The sequence below is a fragment of the Blastococcus carthaginiensis genome (assembly GCF_030731085.1).
Lineage (GTDB): Bacteria > Actinomycetota > Actinomycetes > Mycobacteriales > Geodermatophilaceae > Blastococcus > Blastococcus carthaginiensis.
Map to the genome: position 1 here is coordinate 1 of NZ_JASNFN010000005.1, position 16274 is coordinate 16274.

Annotated in this window: 17 protein-coding genes; 5 read left to right on the forward strand and 12 right to left on the reverse strand. The window is 74.1% G+C overall.

Annotated features, from left to right (window positions below):
* The first annotated feature begins 139 nt into the window (after positions 1 to 139).
* Positions 140 to 724: a TetR/AcrR family transcriptional regulator gene (locus QOZ88_RS07055; protein WP_305999085.1), complete on the forward strand. Its 585-nt coding sequence runs from the start codon at positions 140 to 142 to the stop codon at positions 722 to 724.
* On the opposite strand, the gene QOZ88_RS07060 is transcribed toward QOZ88_RS07055, so the two are convergent.
* Complete coding sequence (locus QOZ88_RS07060) at positions 690 to 1127, reverse strand: DoxX family protein (RefSeq protein ID WP_305999086.1); 438 nt, start codon at positions 1125 to 1127, stop codon at positions 690 to 692. The two genes, QOZ88_RS07055 and QOZ88_RS07060, sit on opposite strands and share 35 nt — an antisense overlap.
* 69 nt (positions 1128 to 1196) lie before the next feature.
* Here QOZ88_RS07060 and QOZ88_RS07065 point away from each other — a divergent pair, with 69 nt between their 5' ends.
* The gene (locus tag QOZ88_RS07065; RefSeq protein ID WP_305999087.1) at positions 1197 to 2003 is read left to right on the forward strand and encodes a crotonase/enoyl-CoA hydratase family protein; all 807 of its coding nucleotides are present in this window, start codon (positions 1197 to 1199) and stop codon (positions 2001 to 2003) included.
* A 12-nt stretch (positions 2004 to 2015) separates the two neighbouring features.
* Here QOZ88_RS07065 and QOZ88_RS07070 read toward each other — a convergent pair whose 3' ends face one another.
* From QOZ88_RS07070 to QOZ88_RS07085, 4 genes are all read right to left on the reverse strand, one after another.
* On the reverse strand, positions 2016 to 2936 hold the full coding sequence (locus tag QOZ88_RS07070) for a diacylglycerol/lipid kinase family protein (RefSeq protein ID WP_305999088.1): 921 nt from the start codon (positions 2934 to 2936) through the stop codon (positions 2016 to 2018).
* A gap of 72 nt (positions 2937 to 3008) precedes the next feature.
* A complete protein-coding gene (locus QOZ88_RS07075; RefSeq protein ID WP_305999089.1) occupies positions 3009 to 4223 on the reverse strand; it encodes a 3-deoxy-7-phosphoheptulonate synthase in 1215 nt (404 codons plus the stop codon).
* Positions 4220 to 6349: a DEAD/DEAH box helicase gene (locus QOZ88_RS07080; protein WP_305999090.1), complete on the reverse strand. Its 2130-nt coding sequence runs from the start codon at positions 6347 to 6349 to the stop codon at positions 4220 to 4222. The genes QOZ88_RS07075 and QOZ88_RS07080 overlap by 4 nt, the downstream gene beginning before the upstream one ends.
* Positions 6350 to 6678: 329 nt before the next feature.
* A complete protein-coding gene (locus QOZ88_RS07085) occupies positions 6679 to 6939 on the reverse strand; it encodes a hypothetical protein (RefSeq protein ID WP_305999091.1) in 261 nt (86 codons plus the stop codon).
* A gap of 98 nt (positions 6940 to 7037) precedes the next feature.
* Here QOZ88_RS07085 and QOZ88_RS07090 point away from each other — a divergent pair, with 98 nt between their 5' ends.
* The gene (locus tag QOZ88_RS07090) at positions 7038 to 8033 is read left to right on the forward strand and encodes a YihY/virulence factor BrkB family protein (RefSeq protein WP_305999092.1); all 996 of its coding nucleotides are present in this window, start codon (positions 7038 to 7040) and stop codon (positions 8031 to 8033) included.
* A gap of 24 nt (positions 8034 to 8057) precedes the next feature.
* Here QOZ88_RS07090 and QOZ88_RS07095 read toward each other — a convergent pair whose 3' ends face one another.
* Positions 8058 to 8642: a dihydrofolate reductase family protein gene (locus QOZ88_RS07095; protein WP_305999093.1), complete on the reverse strand. Its 585-nt coding sequence runs from the start codon at positions 8640 to 8642 to the stop codon at positions 8058 to 8060.
* A 207-nt stretch (positions 8643 to 8849) separates the two neighbouring features.
* On the opposite strand from QOZ88_RS07095, the gene QOZ88_RS07100 reads away from it, so the two are divergent.
* Positions 8850 to 9053 (forward strand): zinc-ribbon domain-containing protein, encoded by a 204-nt coding sequence (locus QOZ88_RS07100; protein ID WP_091930486.1) that lies wholly within the window; start codon positions 8850 to 8852, stop codon positions 9051 to 9053.
* Between the two features lie 161 nt (positions 9054 to 9214).
* Here QOZ88_RS07100 and QOZ88_RS07105 read toward each other — a convergent pair whose 3' ends face one another.
* From QOZ88_RS07105 to QOZ88_RS07115, 3 genes are all read right to left on the reverse strand, one after another.
* On the reverse strand, positions 9215 to 11338 hold the full coding sequence (locus QOZ88_RS07105; protein ID WP_305999094.1) for a SpoIIE family protein phosphatase: 2124 nt from the start codon (positions 11336 to 11338) through the stop codon (positions 9215 to 9217).
* A gap of 225 nt (positions 11339 to 11563) precedes the next feature.
* On the reverse strand, positions 11564 to 12235 hold the full coding sequence (locus QOZ88_RS07110; RefSeq protein WP_305999095.1) for a dienelactone hydrolase family protein: 672 nt from the start codon (positions 12233 to 12235) through the stop codon (positions 11564 to 11566).
* Positions 12225 to 13520 (reverse strand): erythromycin esterase family protein, encoded by a 1296-nt coding sequence (locus QOZ88_RS07115; RefSeq protein WP_305999096.1) that lies wholly within the window; start codon positions 13518 to 13520, stop codon positions 12225 to 12227. Before QOZ88_RS07115 ends, QOZ88_RS07110 begins: the two co-directional genes overlap by 11 nt.
* Before the next feature lie 239 nt (positions 13521 to 13759).
* Here QOZ88_RS07115 and QOZ88_RS07120 point away from each other — a divergent pair, with 239 nt between their 5' ends.
* Positions 13760 to 14416, forward strand: coding sequence for a phosphoribosyltransferase (locus QOZ88_RS07120; RefSeq protein ID WP_305999097.1), 657 nt, complete (start codon positions 13760 to 13762; stop codon positions 14414 to 14416).
* 187 nt (positions 14417 to 14603) lie between these two features.
* Here QOZ88_RS07120 and QOZ88_RS07125 read toward each other — a convergent pair whose 3' ends face one another.
* The 3 genes from QOZ88_RS07125 to QOZ88_RS07135 form a co-directional block, all read right to left on the reverse strand.
* Positions 14604 to 14990, reverse strand: coding sequence for a type II toxin-antitoxin system VapC family toxin (locus QOZ88_RS07125; RefSeq protein ID WP_305999098.1), 387 nt, complete (start codon positions 14988 to 14990; stop codon positions 14604 to 14606).
* A complete protein-coding gene (locus QOZ88_RS07130; RefSeq protein ID WP_305999099.1) occupies positions 14987 to 15250 on the reverse strand; it encodes a hypothetical protein in 264 nt (87 codons plus the stop codon). Before QOZ88_RS07130 ends, QOZ88_RS07125 begins: the two co-directional genes overlap by 4 nt.
* 345 nt (positions 15251 to 15595) lie before the next feature.
* A complete protein-coding gene (locus tag QOZ88_RS07135; protein ID WP_305999100.1) occupies positions 15596 to 15883 on the reverse strand; it encodes a PIN domain-containing protein in 288 nt (95 codons plus the stop codon).
* Positions 15884 to 16274: the final 391 nt, after the last annotated feature.

Below are 16274 nucleotides of genomic sequence, written 5' to 3' on the forward strand. Positions count from 1 at the left end.
CCGGCCACAGCCGCACGGGGCGCGGGGGGGGGCCCCCGCGGGCCGCGAACGGCTGAGAGATGCCGATGTCGGACCCGTCGAGCCGGCACGCCTCCCGACGGCCGGCTCGACGGCGTTCCGCTCTGCCTAAGGTTGTCCCGTGAACCTCCGCCAAGCCCAGAAGCGCCTGACGAGCGAGCTGCTGCTCAAGGAAGGGCTGGGGCTGTTCCAGGCCAAGGGCTACGCGGCCACCACGATCGACGACATCGCGGCCGCCGCCGGGACGACACGGCAGACCTTCTACCAGCACTTCGCCTCCAAGGCGGTGCTGATGAAGCAGCTCATCACCGCCGTCGACGACCTGTTGATCGCCGCCGACGACCCCCGGCTCTCCGCCGTCGTGGCCTCCGGGGACCGGGACACGATCCACGCCTGGCTGGGCAAGAAGATCGACCAGTGGCCGGCCATCAAGCCCTATGTCATCGCGGCGCACGAAGCGGCGGCCCAGGATGCCGAGATCCAGGAGGCCGTCGACGTCTGGTTCGAGAGCGCTATCGGTGACATCCACCTGGGCCTGGAGAAGGCAGACCGCTTCGATCCGACCTCGCGCCGAGTGCGCGGCACGCTCGCCTTCGGCCAGCTGGAGTTCGCCTCGGTCCGCTGGATGCGCCACGGGTGGGACGTCGACCGCGACGCCACCCACGCGGTGCTCACCGAGTCGTGGATGCACCTGCTCGTCGACTGACATCTCCCGGCCGGCGGCGCCGCAGCCAGCCGCCGCCGTACAGCGCCCAGAGCACGAGCAGCGGCTGGAAGAACAGGCGGACGAGGCGCTTGCGGTCGGTGTCGAGGCCGAAGGCGTCGGTGCCCTCCAGGTACTGCGCGACGTTGCCCGGGAAGATCACCACGAAGAACGCCGCGAGCAGCCCGCCGACGAGCCGCCGCTTCCGCGGGAGCGCGAGGAACGACGCGCCGAGGGCGATCTCGACGACGCCCGAGCCCAGCACCGTGAGGTCCTCGTCCACGGGGAACCAGGCCGGCACCTGGGCCCGGAATTCCTCCCGCTGGGTGGTCAGGTGGAGCACGCCCGCGCCGACCATCACCGCGCCGAGCAGCAGGCGGGCGGCGGTGCGCGCGGCGGCGGGCATGCACGGACGGTAGCCCGCGCGCCGCACCGCGCGTTGACAGCCGGGCCGGGCCGCCCGTAGACAGCGGGCATGGCTGACGACGTCCCGCGCCGGGTGGCGCTCACGGTGACCGACGGCGTGGCGACCGTGCGGCTGGACCGGCCGGAGAAGATGAACGCGCTGGACCCGGCGATGTTCTCGGCGATCCTGGCCACCGGGAAGGAGCTGATGGCCCGGGAGGACGTCGGCGCGGTGGTGCTCACCGGCGCCGGCCGGGCCTTCTGCGCCGGCCTGGACTTCGGCTCCTTCGCGGACATGGCCGAACGCGGGCCGGAGCGGACCCGCGAGCGCGAGGCGGCCGCCCCGGCGCCGCTGGGCGCGGCGGGCGCGCTGGCCCAGCAGGCCGTGCACGTCTGGTCGCTGGTGCCCGCGCCGGTGATCGCGGCGGTGCAGGGTGTCGCGTTCGGCGGCGGGCTGCAGATCGCGCTGGGCGCCGACATCCGGCTGGTCGCCCCCGACGCGCAGCTCTCGCTGATGGAGATCCTCTGGGGCATCGTGCCGGACATGTGCGGCACCCAGCTGCTGCCCGAGCTCGTCGGCCGCGACGTCGCCAAGGAGCTGGCGCTGACCGGGCGCAAGGTGTCGGGCACCGAGGCGGTGCGGCTCGGGCTGGCCACCCGCGAGGCCGCCGACCCGGTCGCCGCCGCGCTGGAGCTGGCCGCCGAGATCGCCGGGCACAGCCGCAGCGCGACCCGGGCGGTCAAGCGGCTGGTCGACCTCGCCGGCCGGGTGCCGCTCGCCGAGGGGCTGGCCGCCGAGCAGGCGGAGATCGGCGCGCTCATCGGCTCGCCGGAGCAGGCCGCCGTCGTCCGCCGCCGGCTGGAGAGCCGCGGCTGAGTCTCCGGACGGCTACCGCGGCACCAGCACCGACCAGGCGTGGTGCACCACCCGCCAGCCGCCGGCGTCCTGCACCTCGCCGAGCTCGCCGTCGGCGTCGACGGGCACCGGGCCGCCCGAGATCCGCACCTCGCGACCGCACAGCACCAGCACGTCGGGGCGGTCGACGTGTCGGCCCGTGGTGAGCGCCGCCGCGTACGCGGCGCGCGCGACCGGCCCGGTGGCCGCGCACACCACCACGTCGGCGAGGCCGTCGTCGGGGCGCGCGTCCGGCGCGAGCGCGGTGCCGCCACCGATCGTCGCGCCGTTGCACACCCCGACCATGAGCACGGGCTGCTCGCCGTCGGCGGCCCAGCCCTCGCCCTCGTGGACGGCGACCTGCCCGTCGACCTCCACGCGCAGCGGCCAGCCGGTGTCCCCCAGCCCCGCGATCGCCGCGCCGACCGGGTAGGCCGCCGCGCCGAGCCGCTGCTTGAGCCGGTGCGCCTCGGCGGCGGCCTCCGCCCCCACCCCGGCGTGGACGGCGTTGACGACCACGGCGCCCGCGTCGTCGCGCAGCAGGTCCAGCCGGCGCGGCACCCCGGCCAGCACGGCGGCGGCGCCGTCGGCCGGGTCCAGCGGCAGCCCGAGGGTGCGGGCCAGGTCGTTGCCCGTGCCGCACGCGATGATGCCGACCGGCTCGTCGGGCGAGAGCCGCCCGGCCCGGTCGAGGGCGGCGACCACCGCGTGCACCGAGCCGTCCCCGCCGAGCACGACGACCCGGCGGCCGGGGTGGGCACCCAGCGCGTCGTCGAGGTCACCGGCGTCGGCGGTCGCGGCGACGGCGACGTCGGCGCCGGCACGCAGGCCGCTCACCGCCGCCTCCACCCGCTCGTCCTCGGCGGTCCCCGCCGACCGGTTCACCACGAGCAGCATCTCCGGCTTCCCGGACATCGGGCCTCCTGCCTGGTCGGACGGACGGCCGACCGTACTGGCCGCGCCGTCCGAGGCCTGCAGCGCCCCGGGTCAGCCGCGGCGGGCGCGGGCGGCCTCGGCGAGCTCGGCCAGCAAGTGCTCGGTCGTCGGCAGGTCGACGCAGGCGTCGGTGACGCTCTTGCCGTACTCGAGGTCGCCCGGGTGCTGCTGGTCGAGGTCCTGCCGGCCGGCGACCAGGTTGCTCTCCACCATCACGCCCCGGATGGCCTGCTCGCCGCCGGCGATCTGATCCGCGAGGTCGCGCACGACGTCGATCTGGCGCAGGTGGTTCTTCTGGCTGTTGCCGTGCGAGGCGTCGACGACGAGCACCTCCGGCAACCCGCGGGCGGCCAGCCGGCGCCGGGCGTCGGCGATGTGGGCGGCGGAGTAGTTCGGGCCGTCCTTGGCGCCGCGCAGGATGACGTGGCCGGTGCCGTTGCCCGTCGTCGACAGTTGCGCGGAGACGCCGTGGGCGTCGACCCCGAGGAACTGGTGCGGCGCCCGCGCCGCCATCACCGCCTGGATGGCGGAGTCCACGCTGCCCTCGGGCGAGTTCTTGAACCCGACCACCGACGAGAAGCCGGACACCCGCTCCCGGGCGGTCTGGTCGGTGACGTTGCGCGCCCCGACGCCGTTGTAGGTGACCAGCCCGTTGACGTACTGCGGCGTCAGCGCGTTCAGCGGCTCGGCGGCCACCGGCACGCCGGACGCGGTGATGCGGCACATCAGCATCCGGGTGGCGACGAGGCCGACGCTGATCCGGCTCGACCCGTCGAGGAAGGGATCGTAGGCGAAGCCCTTCCAGTCGACCTCGGTGCGCGGCTTCTCGGTGTAGGTGCGCATGAGGATCTCGAGGTCCGCGCCGTGCCGCTCGCGCATGCGGGCGACGAAGGCGGCGTACTCGAGCGCGGCCTCCGGTTCGTGGATCGAGCACGGTCCGGCGATGACCGTGAGGCGCTCGTCGGCGCCGGTGAGGATCCCGGTCACCGCCCGCCGCGCAGTCCGCGTGGTGGCGGCCGAGCCGGCCGGCACCGGGACGGCGGCGGCGACCGCGGCCGGGGTGACGACGACGCTGGAGCCGGTGATCCGGGTGTTGACCAGGTCCGAGAGGCAGGCGGCGCCGTCCGGCGAGACGCCGAGCTGCTGCTGGACGCCGGGCAGCAGCTCCGCGAGCTCGGCGTCGATCCGCCCGTTGACGCGGGTCTGCACCTCCAGCAGCAGCTCGGCGACCCGCGTCGCGGCGGTCAGGAGCGGTTCGGCGGTCATCGGTCCTCCAGGGCGGCGGTGAGCAGTGCGACGAGCGCCTCGAGCTGGACGTCGGCCGACCCCTGCATCTCCTCGTCGGAACCGTCGAGCGCACGCGCCGCCAGGCCGGCCTTGCTGTCGATCAGCTCGGCGATCCGGGCGTCGAGGGTCTGCGCGGCGATGATCCGCCACGCGGTGACCGGCTCGGTCTGCCCGATGCGGTGGCTGCGGTCGATCGCCTGGGTCTGCTCGGCGTCGGTCCAGGAGAGCTCGGCGAGCACCAGGTTGGAGGCGACCTGCAGGTTGATGCCCACGCCGGCCGAGGTCAGCGAGCAGACGGCGACGGCGACCTCCGGGTCGTTGACGAAGGCGTCGATGTTGCGCTGGCGCACCGCGGGCGTCTGGTCGCCGCGGATCGAGGAGTAGCGCAGGCCCATGCCCTCGAAGGTCTCCTCGGCCACGTCCATGACGTCGATGTGCTTGGCGAAGAAGACGACCTTGCCGGCGCTGCGGGCCAGCTGCGCGGCGTAGTCGGCGGCGAGCCCGGCCTTCGCCTGCCCGATCCGCCGCATCATCGTGAAGACGTTGTCGCCGCCGGTGCCCGAGGTCGAGTCCTTGAGCTCCCAGCCGGCGACCTTGCGCACCAGCGCGTGGTCGATGCCCTCCACCACGGTGGCCGACTCGCGGGCCGCGAGGGCGCTCTCGTAGCGCTTGACCAGGCGGCGGGCGAGCTCCCGCTCGGCCGCGCGGACCGAGCGGCCGGCCTTGTCGTCGAGCTCGACGGGGAGGTCGGCGATGCGGCGGGCGGGGATGTCGGCGGCGACGTCGACCTTGCGGCGCCGGACGATGCCCCGGTCGATCACGCACTGGCGGGCTGCCGGGTAGAAGCCGGGGTCGGCCGGCGTCAGGCCGGTCCCCTCCAGGCACTCCATCAGCTCGCCGAGCGGCTTCTCCTCGTCGATCCAGCCGAGGAACTGCCAGATCGCCCGGAAGTCGTCGATGTCGTTGATCAGCGGCGTACCGGTGAGCGCCATGAGCAGCGGCCGCGCCGCGCGCAGCCGGAGGCGCTGGGACAGCTCCAGCACGTGCTGCGAGCGCTGCGAGCTCTTGTTCTTGATGAAGTGCGCCTCGTCGACGACCATCCCGCCGAACCCGAAGTCGCCCAGCCAGCCCACGTGCCGGTCCAGCACCTCGTAGTTGACGACGACGATGTCGGCGAAGCCGTCGACGCTCTCGCCGTTCCCCTGGATCACGGTGGCCCGGCGCTGGGGCACCCAGCGCGCGGCCTCGCGGGCCCAGTTGGTCTTCACGACGTTGGGGACGACGACGAGCAGCGGGAAGGCCTGCGCCGCCTCCGCCGCGAGCAGCGACTGGGCCGTCTTGCCGAGGCCCGGCTCGTCGGCGAGCAGGAAGGTGCGGGAACCGCTGGCCGCCGCCGCGACCAATTGCCCCTGGTGCGGCATGAGCTCCAGCCCGGCCGGGGTGAACTGGGAGCTCGGGAAGGGCAGCGGCATGCACGCCGGGGCGCCGCCGCCGGCCCGCTCGAAGGAGTTGAACAGCGGCTCCAGCAGCTCCCAGCCGGCCAGCCGGCGCGGCCGCACGGCGCTGGGCCGCGCGGCGTCGAAGTCGGGGGCGAGGAAGGGGTTGGCCAGCTGCCGTGAGACGACCGACTGCGGCACCACCTGGCGCTCGGCGGAGGCGGCCACGGGGGCGGCGGCCTCCACCGGCGGCGGAGCCTCCTCCTCGGGCGCCTCGATCCCGGCGGCGGCGAGCAGCTCCCGCCGGTGCGAGCGGGCCGCCTCGGTGGCGACGGCGTCGTCGGAGAGCAGCGCCAGCAGGCCGGAGTTCCGAACCGCGGTCGTGGCCAGGATCGTCGCGATCCCGTCGAGCCGCTTCAGCTGCTCGGAGCGGCGGCCCTCACCGGTGCTCTGGTCGGCCTGCACCCGGGCGCGCTCCTCGCGCAGCACCAGGGCGATGGCCTGGAACTCGGCGCGCACCGACGGCGTCACGCGGTCGCGCTTGACCGCCGCCTCGACGTCGCGGACGGCGCGGGCGAGCACCGCGATGACGTCGCCCTCGCGGACGCGCCGCTGGGCGCGCGGGGCGCCGCGCCGGGCGCCCGTCGAGCGCCGTCCTGGTCGAGCCACAGACTCCTCCTCTGCACTGCCCGGCAGGGTTGCCGGGCAGGACGCGCACGCGGCCCCCTCGACCGGACGGCGGAGGTCGCGGGGCTGAACGCCCCGCGGAAGGGCTCCGCGATCCGGCCCCGCCCCGTGGCTGCGCGGGAGAACGACGTCTCGGGCCGCGCGCCCCGAGGTCCCCGGGGGACCGTCAGCCCGCCAGACGATGACGGGAGCACCGGTCGCACCAGCGGGCTTCCTCGCCAGGCGAGGGCATGCTGGCCCGCGGCCGGTACGGCCCCCACAGTAGACCCCGTGCGGCGCCGGGGCCCGGGCCGTCGCCGCGCCTCCCCGGCTCAGCCCCCGACGGTCGCCTGCAGGTCGTTGCGCGGGACGACCCGGAGGGCGCGGAACGGCAGGCCGTGCGCGCCGGGCCGGGCCCACTCCACCTCGACGACCTGCCCGGCCCGCAGGCCCCCCGAGCCGGTCGTGCTCTGCTCCACCGCGGCGGCGTCGGCCCAGCAGCCGCCCGGGAGGTCGGGGGCCTCGATGACCGCGCCCGGGTCCTCGTCGTCCCACCGGACGACGGTGCCGAAGGTCGTGCCGCCCTGCGTCATGGTCCGAGGCTCCGCCCTCCCCGCCCTGCGGGCAAGGCGTGCGGCCGCCGGGGAGGCGGAACCGTTGCGGCCGCGCGCCACCGGGGGTGGGATGTGCCATGGCTGTCGTCCGGGGCGAGCGCCCCTCCCGTGGCGCGCGGAGCCGCGACGGCGCGAGACGCGGGCACGAGGCGCACTCCCCGCACCTGATCCCCGCCGCCGGGTGGCGCCGCGTGCTCCGGCGGGTCGTGCGCCAGGTGCTCAGCGACCGCCTCATGGTGCAGAGCGCCGGGGTCGCGTTCTTCGCCGTCCTGTCGGTCGCCCCCGTGCTGGTGACGGCGCTGTCCATCTACGGCTTCGTGAACACGCCGGAGACGGCGCGGCGGCAGCTGTCCGGGTTGGCGGACGTCCTCCCCACCGACCTCGACGCGATCGTGACCGACCAGCTCACGACGATCACCGCGGCGTCGGCCCAGGTGCTCACCTTCCGCGGGCTCACCGGCCTCGTCGTGGCGCTGTGGACGGCGACGACCGCGATGACCTACCTCATCGACGGGCTCGGCATCGCCTACCACCAGCCGGAGTCGCGGAGCTTCCCGCACCGGGTGGGGCTCGCGCTGGTGTTCGTCCTCGGGGGTGCGGTGCTCCTCGCCGCGCTGCTCACCGTCGCGGGGGTCGCCGCGGCCGAGGTCGCCGGGTCGTCCGGCCCGCTCCGGCTCGCCGCCCGGGTCCTCTCGTGGCTGGCGCTCGCCGCGCTCATGGCCGTGGCCCTGGCCGTCCTCTACCGCTTCGGCCCGGACCGGGCGCGCGCCCGGTGGCGGTGGCTCACCCCCGGGTCGGTCCTCGCGACGGTCGTCTGGCTGGCGGTGACCCTCGGCTTCTTCTCCTACGTGCAGAGCCTGGGCAGCTACCAGTCGACCTACGGCTCGCTCGCAGGCGTGGCGATCAGCATGTTCTGGCTGTGGACCACAGTCCTGCTGATCTTCTTCGGGGCCGCGGTGAACGCCGAGGCCGAGCGGCAGACCGTGCGCGACTCCACCGTGGGTCCGGAGCAGCCCGCGGGGACCCGGGGCGCCGTCGTCGCCGACGACACCCCGCCGTACCCCGGCGAGTGACGGTGTCCGGCACCGCCGGCCGGCTCACCCGCCGCCGGGCCGCTCCCTGCGGTAGGTGAGGCGGACGAGGGAGTCGCCCACCGTCTCGACGTCGAGCAGGTGCAGGGGCACCCGGTCGGCGGTGGGGCCGAACAGGCGCTCGCCGCTCCCCAGCACCACGGGGAAGACCGTCAGCCGCACCTCGTCGACGAGGTCGTGCGCCAGCAGCGTCTGCACGAGCAGCCGGCTGGCATGGACGACGACGTCGCCGGCCACCGCGCACCTGAGGCCGGCGGCGGCCTGCACCACGTCGCCGGTCAGCACGGTGGTGCCGGCCCACCCGGGCTCCGTGAGGGTGGTGGACACGACGTACTTGGGCAGCCCGTTCAACCGGTCGGCCCACTCCCCCGTCCGCGCGGGCCAGCGGGCGGCGAACCACGTGTAGCTCCGGCGCCCGAGCAGCAGCGCGGCCGCCTCCCGCGCCTCCCGGTGCTCGACCTCCGCCCAGGCCCGGCGGTCCGCCTCGCCGATCCGGCCGAACCACCCGCCGCGGTCGAAGCCCTCCTCGCCCGTCGGGTCCTGCACGACCCCGTCGATCGAGACGTTCTCGCTGACGACGATCCTCCCCATCACAGCTCCCTCCTCGCGGCGCCGTGGGCTGTCGACGGTGCAGACCCCGGGACGGCGCCGGACTGAGCGCTCGCGACGCTGAGCAGCTGCTCACCCCGCGGAACGGCGGGCCACCGACCGGAGGAAGCAGGCCGGTGAGGAACAGCACGGGCGAACACCGACGCGGCCGAGGAGGCCCGTGCCTGGCCCGCTCCCTACGCTGGCGTGATGTTCCTGCTCTTCGGGTTCGGCACCAAGCGCAAGCACCTCGGCCCCGGGGAGACCCGCACCTGCCCGAACTGCCACAACACCACGCGTTGGTCGCGCATCCGGCAGTACCGGCAGTTCTCGCTGTTCTTCGTGCCGGTCGCCCGCTGGAAGCGCCGCGAGCTCGAGGTCTGCGGCATCTGCGGCACCGCCGTCGCCGTGTGACGGGCCCGGTGCCCGCGATGGGCAGCGTCGGCCGGTCGCACGGCCCACGACGGAACCGCTGACCGAGGGCGCTCGCGATGAGCGGCAGCCGGTGAAGGGCGACGAAGGCCGGCGACCGCCCGGCCGCCCGTCCTCCGGATCCGTCGGTCCCGAACGCCGGATCAGGGAACGGACGGCTCGTCGGCGATCGGAGCAGGCAGCTGCTTGGGGCCGGCTTCGGCGGGGCGCGGCCGGTCCTGACGGTGCAACCGGACGGCGACCAGGGCGACGTCGTCGTCGGGCCGCCCGTGCACGAGCCGTTCCAGCAGCTGGTCGCACAGCTCCTGCAGCGGCAGGTCGGCCAGCTCGGTAAGCGCACGCTTGAGCCGGTCCAGACCGGCGTCCAGGTCGCTGTCGCGACGTTCGATCAGCCCATCGGTGTACAGGAGCACCGTCGCGCCGCGATCGACGGTGACGACCGACTCGGTGCGCCTGGCGGCCGGCTCGATGCCGAGCATCAGCTCCGCTCGCTGCGCGGAGAGTTCGAGCACGCTGCCGTCCGGCTGCAGGATCAGCGGGGGCGGATGGCCGGCATTCGACCAGCGCAGCTGCGTGACCCCGCGCAGCCGCTGGTCCATGTCCTGCTCGATGCGAGCGACGGCGGCGGTGACGAGGGTGCCCATGTCCAGCAGCTCGATCGACTCGTCGAGCCGGGTGAGCACCTCCGCCGGGCCGATCTGGTTGCTGGTCGCGATGCCCCGCAGCACTCCGCGCAGCTGCCCCATCGCCGCCGCGGCGGCGATGTCGTGCCCGGCGACGTCACCGATGACCAGCACGGTCGCGCCGTCGTGCTGCAGGAACGCGTCGTACCAGTCACCGCCGACCGCGGCGGCCTCCGCAGCGGGCAGGTACCGGACCACGACCTCGGCGTGGTCGGGCTCCGGCGGTGCGGTGAGCAGGCTGCGCTGCAGCTCCCCGGCGACCAGTCGTTGCTGCCGGTAGAGGCGGGCGTTGTCCAGCGCCATCCCGGCGCGGCTGGCCACCTCACCGGCGGTGGCCAGGTCCTCGGCGGAGATCGGGCCCCGGGCGGGGCCGTTGAACAGGGAGAGCAGACCGACGGTGCGCCCGCGCCCTCGCAACGGCAGGACGACGAAGGACTCCGGAGCGAGCCGGCCGATCAGCTGCTGCGCCTCACCCTGGTGCAGCACGGCGCGGACCGCGGTCGTCGCATCCCGGTCCACGATCACCTGCTCGCCGGTGCTCAACGTGCGCAGGAGGAACGAGTCGTCCCGCAGCGCGGGGATGCGCACCTGGCAGTAGGCCTCGACGAGCGGCCGGGGGGTGTCGTCGGCGTGCCACCAGCCGACGTCCCGGATCCCCGCGCGGGACCCCGAGGGCATGGCGTCATCGACGAGGGTGACGACGCACCAGTCGGCCAGCGACGGCACCACGAGCTGGGCGAGACGGGCGACGGCCTGCTCAGCGTGCAGCGTGCCGGTCACCTGCTCGGTGACCGAGGCCAGCAGCTCCAGCCGCGCCGAGGCCCGAGCGGCGCGTTCCTGCTCGGCCCGTCGGACGGTGACATCGAGGAAGTACACCGCCAGCCCGTCGGGGTTGGGCCAGGCCAGCACCTCGTACCAGGAGTCCAGCGGCGGCGGATAGTACGCCTCGAAGGTGACGGTCTCACCCGACGCCATCGCGTGCCGGTAGTCGACTTCGAAGGGGCTGCCCACCGCCGCCGGGAAGGCCTCCCAGATGTTCTGGCCGACCAGGTTCCCGCTGACCGGCTGCAGCAGCCGCTCGGCGTGGGCGTTCACGTAGGTGAAGCGCCACTGCCGGTCCAGCGCGAAGAACGCCGCTGGCATGGCCTCCAGCACGCGGGTCACGCTGGCGTCGGCCTCGTGCTGGCTGGTGACGTCGTACGCGGCCCCCAGCAGCCGGGACGCCCTGCCGTCGGGGTCGCACAGGGTCCGGCCGCGCGCGGAGATCCACCGGGTGTCGCCGCTGGGCAGGCGCACGCGGTAGAGGGCCCGGACGTCCCCGCAGGTGTCGATGGCCGTCTGCAGGGCCTGCGTGACCCGGGCCAGGTCATCGGGGTGGACCCGGGCGTTGAACCCCTCGATGCTTCGGTCGAAGTCCTCGGGGTCGTAGCCGAACATCGCGATCAGCCGGTCGTCCCACTCCAGCCGGCCGGTGACCAGGTCCCAGTCGAACGTCCCGATGTCGGCGGCGTCGATGGCCAGCTCACCGCGGAGCCGCGCGGCCTCCTCGTCCCCGAGCAGCACGGGCTCGACCGACTCGTCCACGTTTTCCCCTCTGGTCGGACACCGCGGTCGCGAACGCGCCCGAACAGGTGGGACCCACGCCCGCCAGCAGTCTGACGGTGACCCCGAGGGCCCACAACCGGTGTGTCGCCGAGGTCTCGATCCGTCAGGTTTCCTGACGCACTGGGACGCGGCTGGGCTGCGCGGGGCCGTCGCTGTCGCGCCTGCGGTGGGTGAGGCAGGTGGACGGCGTCCGCCGCACGCGTGTCACCTCGCGGGTGACGGGGGCAGCCACCGGGCCAACCAGTCGGCGGACCGGCCGATGACCGCCTCGAGGGCTCCCGGCTCGGGGAACAGGTGCGATGCACCGGATACCACGCTGAGCTCGTGCTCACCGGTGAGCCGGGTGGCGGCCGCCCGGTTGAGCTCCAGCACCTGGTGGTCGGCACCGCCGACGAGGAGCAGCACCGGCGCACGGACCCGCTGCAGCGCATCGCCGGCCAGGTCGGGCCGGCCACCGCGGGAGATGACCGCGCGGACCCGATCCGGCCGGTCGGCGGCGGTGATGAGCGCGGCCGCCGCACCGGTGCTGGCCCCGAAGGTGGCCAGCGGCAGCCCGGCGGCGACCTCCGAGGTCCCCAGCCAGTCCGCGGCGTCGGTGAGCCGCCCGGCCAGCAGCCCGATGTCGAAGCGCAGTTCCCGGGTCGCTGCGTCGACCCGCTCCTCCGCCTCCGTCAGCAGGTCCATCAGCAACGTGCCGAAACCGGCGTCCTGGAGGCCGGCGGCGACCTGCTGGTTGCGCGGGCTGCGCCGGCTGCTGCCGCTCCCGTGGGCGAACAGCGCCACCCCGCGAGCTCCGCCCGGGACGACGAGGTCACCTGCGAGCTGCGCGCCCGAGACGGGCACCTGCACGGCCTGCGTGGATCGGTCAGCCGGCATCGGGGAAGGTCTCCATCTCCCCGCCCGCGGGATGGGCCCCGTGCAGCGGGCTCAGCGCCCGGGACTCGTCGAACCAGCAGAAGGCGTCGTACCGGCGGCCGAGGACCGTGGGCACGTAGTTGCCCCACCGTTCCGCACCCGGGTGGTAGACGACGCCGACCGCGCGGTGCGGGCGTTCCTCGGCCAGCCACCGGGGCTGGTCCGCAGGGAAGACGAAGAGGGCGCCGGCCTCGCTCACCGCGTCGTGCAGCAGGGCCTCGGTACTGCCCCGGCGGGCGGGCGGCAACGGCATCCGCTCCGTCGGAGCTCCCCAGCTGTCGGCCGCGATCACGCTGCCGTGGTGGCTGCCGAAGCCGACGATCACGACGTCGTCCTCGCCGTACCGCTCGCGGGCCAGCTCCCCGACGTTGACCATGCCCGAGTCCACCATGTCGGTGTACCGGGCGTCGCCGACGTGGGTGTTGTGCTCCCAGACGACCGCCTTGGTCCCCGGCCCGTGGTGGTCCAGGAGGTGGTCCAGGGTGTCGACCATGTGGTGGTCGCGGACGTTCCACGACTCCGGCCCGCCGCGGACCATCGCCCGGTAGTAGGCCTCGGCGCCGGCCGCGACACGAGCGTTCTGCTCCGCGTTGAACGCTGCGTCCCGGTCGGCGCCCCCGTCGGTGGCTGCTCGGGCGAGGATGTCGCGGAGCATGTCGACCACCGCATCCTCGCAGCTGGTGGGCACCAACCGCGTCGCGCGGGCGTAGGACCGCGGGTCCTCGGCGTAGGGCTCGAAGCACCGGAACGCGTGCAGCGCGGTGTCCACGTGCTCGGGTTCGTGCTCGCGCAGGTAACCCAGGATGGCTCGCAGGGAGTCCCAGAGGCTGTAGACGTCGAGGCCGTAGAAGCCCACCCGGTCGTGTGGCGGACGCTGCGCGTTGTGCTCGCGCAGCCACCGCGTGAAGTCGGCGACCTCCTCGTTGGCCCACATCCACGTCGGCCACCGCTCGTACCCGCGGAGCACCTCGCGGGGGTCCGCGGCGGACGAGGCCAGCCGCACCGAGCAGTTGACCCGGTAGCAGTCGGGCCAGTCCCCCTCCACACCGACGAAGGAGAACCCCCGCTCGGTGATCAGCCGGCGGGTGAGCGCCGCCCGCCACGCGTAGTACTCGTGCGTGCCGTGCGATGCCTCCCCGAGCAGCACGATCCGGGCGTCGCCGATCCGGTCCAGCAGCGGGTCCAGGTCGTCGGCGGTCCGCAACGGACAAGCCAGATCGCGCACGTGCTTCCTGTCGTCCCCCACGTGGCCGCCCCTTCGATCGCTGTGTTCGCCGTTGCCGGGGACCGCACCGTGCGCACCTCCGCCCTGCGCTGTCACGGAACGCGGCGCACGCCCGGACCCCTGGATGCCCGCGTACCCCGTCCGGCAGCGCCGATGCCTGTCACCAGTCCCCGCTGGTCCGGCCACGGCGGCGATCCGTACCGGGGGCCGGCAGGGGGTACAACGCCTGAGCGATCCGCGACGACCCGAGAGGGGCACCCATGTCCTCGACCACCAGACCGTTCGCCGACCGGACCGGGGCAGGTCGGGCGCTCGCCGCCCGGCTGACCGAGCACGCCGGCACCGACCCGGTCGTGCTCGGCCTCCCACGGGGCGGCGTCGTGGTCGCCGCCGAGGTCGCCGCCGCGCTGGGCGCGACCCTCGACATCGTCGTCGTCCGCAAGGTCGGCGTCCCCTGGCAGCCGGAGCTGGCCATGGGCGCCATCGCCGCCGTGGACGACGACGTGGAGACGGTGGTGTCCGAGAGGGTCCTGCAGCAGCTCCAGGTCGACGACGACGCCTTCGAGCGCGTCCGGCAGCAGGAGATCCGAGAACTGCGCCGCCGCGAGACGGCGTACCGGCAGGGACGCCCCGCACCACCGCTCGCCGGTCGGCCGGTGATCGTCGTCGATGACGGGCTGGCCACCGGGTCCACGATGCGGGCCGCCGTCGCCGCGATCCGCCGGCAGGGCCCCGGCCGCCTCGTCCTCGCCGTCCCCGTGGCCTCGCCCACCGCGTGCCGGACCCTCGAACCGGAGGTCGACGACATGCTCTGCCTCTGGGCACCGGACTCCTTCTCAGCAGTCGGGCAGGGATACGAGAGCTTCGAAGCGACCACCGACGAGGAGGTCCGGAACGCGTTGGCGCCGTCCGCGTGATCCACATGCGAGGCGGCACCCGACGGAGGCCTCCGGCGTGGTCAGCCAGGTCCTGGCTCGACACATCTTTCGGGATGTCACCGGTCGCCGCCAGAACACCCCGGGCGAGTGGCCGCACCTCCCGCCTCTGTCGATCGCCTCAACGCCCCTGCTCCACCGCGGTCACCACCATGCGAGCCGCTCGGTGCTACGAGCGCAGGGTGACGAGACCGAGAGCTTCGGCTTCCCGCGCCAGGCGGCTGTCGAAGGCAGCGACGCGGGCAGCCGCATCCTGGGCGACGAGCAGGACGCAGCAGTCCGGCATCCGCAGACCCGTGCCGGCACGCAACTGGGCAAGTCGGACGGAAGTGTCGGGGGGAAACGGTCGCTCGTCGACCTCGAGGTCTCGCAGGGCGGAGAGGGCGGCGTCGAGACGACCCGACCGCGCAGGCGCGACCAGCACCTCCGCGAGCGTCAGTGGATTGGCGGCGAACACGTCGTCGATCTCGCGCGCGAGCAACGAATTCGCCGCCTCGTGCTGGACGTCTTCGGCGTCCAGGTATGCGATGAGAACGCTGGCATCCAGCACGATCACGCGGGCCACTCCTCGCGCAGTCGCTGCAGGTAGTCGGAGCCGTAGACCCCGGTCAGCCCACCGCTGTGTGCACGCAGGGCCGCGAGCCGCCGCTGCCGCCGCTCGTCGTGCGCCCGCTGGGCGGCCTGATGACCTTCCAGGGCCAGTCGGGTGAGCAGTTGCGAACGACTGAGGCCTGGAGCGCGCGCCGCCGCTGCGTCCAGAGCAACAGCCAGCTCGTCCGTCTCGGTCACCATGTGGCGCGGGCGAGCAGTTGGCACGAGTAGAGTGTAGCACTTGGACATGGCGGTGTAACACCGTAGTTGTGACGGCCTGTTCGGGGTGAAGGCGCCCGCAACGGCCGCTCCTCCGCCGTCCAGTACGTCGACGACGCAATCTCATCCGCTGGGCAGAGCTCCTGCCCTCAGGCAATGTGCGCCGTGCAGTTCACCGCTTCGGCGGGTCCCGAGGCTCTCCGTCATCGACATCGCCGAGCGGGAGGCCGGTCGGGGGCATGGGCTTTCCGACGTCTTCACTGCCACCATCAAGCAGGCCGACCCCCACGCATGCGGTGATGCCTAGCTGAGCGGTGGCGTGGCCTCACGCGACGCCGTCGACAGCGGGGATCAGGCAGGGCGGACGACGGCCAGTCCCGAGGCGCTCGCGGCGGAGCCCAGCTCCGAGTCGTAGGGGCTGATCTCGTCCACCCCGACCCGGAGGGCGACAGGCAGGTGCACTGCGCCGTTCGAGCGCAGCCGGCCGGGCAACGCCGCGGCCGTCCGTAGATCGCCGCGCGTCAGATCGATCAGCGTGAGGGTGTCGAGGACGACGCCCACCGCAGCCAGGTCGAGATGGTCGGGATGGCGGCTGGCCGCGCAGTGCAGCTCGGTGTGGAGCAGCCCTGACGCGACCACGTCGGAGATCTCTTCCGACTGCAGGTAGGTGATGAGCGCCGCGGACTCCGCCTCTCGACGAGCGGCTTCATCGCCGCCGACGCGTCCAGGTACGACGTCACCAGCGGCCTCGGGCGTCGTCGGCCAGCGCCTGGCTCGACAGCGTGGCCGTGCGCCGCCGGGTGGTCGACAGATCGGCAGGGGACCGGCGTGCCCGCCGTGCCTACTGGCGCCAGGAGACGTCGTCCGCCGGCCGCTCACTCGCCGACCAGGTGATCTGTTCCAAGGGAGTGGTGACGTTCACGCGGGCACGTCGTCAAGCCGGCGACCTCGACCACGGTCCAGCGGGAACGCGACCACGTCGGCGACCTCGTCGCTCTGGTCACACGACCGGCCAGCGTGGTTGTGTGAC

Bases quoted from the DNA above. Each gene is read 5' to 3' on its own strand.
- QOZ88_RS07060 (WP_305999086.1), bottom strand. From the start codon at position 1,127: ATGCCCGCCGCCGCGCGCACCGCCGCCCGCCTGCTGCTCGGCGCGGTG.
- QOZ88_RS07110 (WP_305999095.1), bottom strand. From the start codon at position 12,235: ATGCCGGCTGACCGATCCACGCAGGCCGTGCAGGTGCCCGTCTCGGGC.
- QOZ88_RS07075 (WP_305999089.1), bottom strand. From the start codon at position 4,223: ATGACCGCCGAACCGCTCCTGACCGCCGCGACGCGGGTCGCCGAGCTG.
- QOZ88_RS07095 (WP_305999093.1), bottom strand. From the start codon at position 8,642: ATGGGGAGGATCGTCGTCAGCGAGAACGTCTCGATCGACGGGGTCGTG.
- QOZ88_RS07085 (WP_305999091.1), bottom strand. From the start codon at position 6,939: ATGACGCAGGGCGGCACGACCTTCGGCACCGTCGTCCGGTGGGACGAC.
- QOZ88_RS07070 (WP_305999088.1), bottom strand. From the start codon at position 2,936: ATGTCCGGGAAGCCGGAGATGCTGCTCGTGGTGAACCGGTCGGCGGGG.
- QOZ88_RS07100 (WP_091930486.1), top strand. From the start codon at position 8,850: ATGTTCCTGCTCTTCGGGTTCGGCACCAAGCGCAAGCACCTCGGCCCC.
- QOZ88_RS07120 (WP_305999097.1), top strand. From the start codon at position 13,760: ATGTCCTCGACCACCAGACCGTTCGCCGACCGGACCGGGGCAGGTCGG.
- QOZ88_RS07065 (WP_305999087.1), top strand. From the start codon at position 1,197: ATGGCTGACGACGTCCCGCGCCGGGTGGCGCTCACGGTGACCGACGGC.
- QOZ88_RS07090 (WP_305999092.1), top strand. From the start codon at position 7,038: ATGGCTGTCGTCCGGGGCGAGCGCCCCTCCCGTGGCGCGCGGAGCCGC.